Here is a 1,733-nt window from a genome sequence, read left to right on the forward strand (position 1 = left end):
GTCCTGGCCCGAGGGCTCGCCTGGGTTCTTCTCGTCGGTCATGGTCATGATTCTTACCGTTCCTCTCGGTACGGCTTACACAGACCATCTGACACGCCCACCTGCCCCAGCTCGGGCGTCATGCGGGCCATCCCGCGGGCCATGTCCAGCACAGTCACTCGGCGACGCGTCGACACGCAAATCACTTCCTTGTTCCTCGAGTCGGGGTCTGGCGTAAACCCTACCTACGCGGAAGTAACAAAGCAGCGGCGTACTCGAACTTCATGGAAATGGCCATAGCCGGGTATTGCAGAGGACGATGAGCCCCACACATGCGCTTGCCGAACGTCCGTCTGGGCGAAGCACCGCTCCCAACCTGAAGAAACGTGAGTATGCCAGCCCCTCTCGAGCCTCGACACACGCTCAAAGATGTCGCCGATCGCGCAGGTGTCGCCATCTCGACGGCTTCGCTCGAGTTCAGCGGTAAGCGTCCCGTGGCCGAGCCCAAGCGCGAGCGTGTGCTGAAGGCCGCGTCCGACCTCGACTACGGCGGGCCCAACCCCCTCGCGTCGTCACTGCGACAGGGACGCTCGGGCATCATCGGCGTCTTCGCCGTCAGCATCCTCGACGTACTAGCTCAGCACCTCGGCCAGAACTCCGCCGGCATCCTGCTCATGCCGGCACAGGGCGCCGGCCAGGACGCACTCGTGCGGCGCACAGCGGGCATCCCGCTCGTCGCCGTGGTCTTCCCGCTCGGCGGGCATGTCTCCTCCGCGCTCCTCGAGCATCTGCGTCACCGTCGCATCCCGCTCGTGGGCACCGGTTACCCCGAGGCAGACGACGTCCTGCACCTCCGCATGGACGAGCGCGGAGCCGCTCGGGCGATCGCGCAGCACCTCTACGACCTCGGGCATCGTGACGTCGCACTCATCCAGCTTCCCGGCGCCGAGCCCAACGCTCAGCGAGACGTCATGAACCCCGAGGCGCTCGATCGCACTGCAGGCTTCCTCGAGGTGTTCCCCGAAGCCGTCGTCACATCACAGCGGGCGAGAGTTCCATCGAGGGTGGCTACGAGGCCAGCGAACGCCTGTTCTCCGACATTCACCCCTTCACAGCTATCGCGGCGCAGTCCGACCTGATGCCCGTGGGAGCGATCCGAAGCATCGGCGCACACGGCCTCTCCACACCAGCCGACATCAGTGTGGCGGCTTCGACGGCATCGACCTTCCTTGGCTGGTGGGCACCCTCACCACGATCGACCAGCGTGGCCAGGAGAAGGGCCGCACTATTGCGGACATGGTGACATCCGCTCTGGCACGTACGCGGGAGAACCGTGAGCATTCGTTCACTCTCGTCCAGGGCACGTCGACGGACCCTCCCCGCCCCACGCCCACGCGTGACATCTGCTTGACGCTCCCCCCCCTCCGGAACGCAGCAAAGGCCCCCGTCGGCGACGGGGGCCTTTCTGCTACCCACTTCTCGAGCTGAGCAAGTCGACGGGAGATGTTCTCGACGCACACGGATCGAGGATTTGCTTTTGGGTATGCGGAAGGCCCTGAACCTGACTGGACATGTTGTGTGCTCCGAGCCAACCCGATTGTTGGGGGCTTCGAGGAACACTGAACATGACGTGATCGTCTTGGTTCAGGGCCTTCTCTTTTTGAAGGAGTCCGGCGGTGTCCTACTCTCCCACACCCTGGCGAGTGCAGTACCATCGGCGCTGAAGGGCTTAGCTTCCGGGTTCGGAATGTGAC

The 1,733-nt window shown here is 64.3% G+C and carries 2 protein-coding genes and 1 rRNA gene; 2 read left to right on the forward strand and 1 reads right to left on the reverse strand.

Annotated elements, in window-relative coordinates; genetic code table 11:
* Nucleotides 1-371 precede the first annotated feature (371 nt).
* Together D1832_RS15000 and D1832_RS16300 are read left to right on the forward strand one after the other, a co-directional pair.
* Nucleotides 372-1,118, forward strand: a complete 747-nt coding sequence (locus D1832_RS15000) for a LacI family DNA-binding transcriptional regulator (RefSeq protein WP_118915185.1) — start codon at nt 372-374, stop codon at nt 1,116-1,118.
* On the forward strand, nt 1,016-1,282 hold the full coding sequence (locus tag D1832_RS16300; protein ID WP_415544874.1) for a substrate-binding domain-containing protein: 267 nt from the start codon (nt 1,016-1,018) through the stop codon (nt 1,280-1,282). Before D1832_RS15000 ends, D1832_RS16300 begins: the two co-directional genes overlap by 103 nt.
* Before the next feature lie 365 nt (nt 1,283-1,647).
* Here D1832_RS16300 and rrf read toward each other — a convergent pair.
* Nucleotides 1,648-1,733, reverse strand: a 5S ribosomal RNA gene (rrf, locus tag D1832_RS15010); the annotation flags it as partial.

The organism is Dermacoccus abyssi (genome assembly GCF_003515945.1).
Taxonomy (GTDB): Bacteria; Actinomycetota; Actinomycetes; order Actinomycetales; family Dermatophilaceae; genus Dermacoccus; species Dermacoccus abyssi.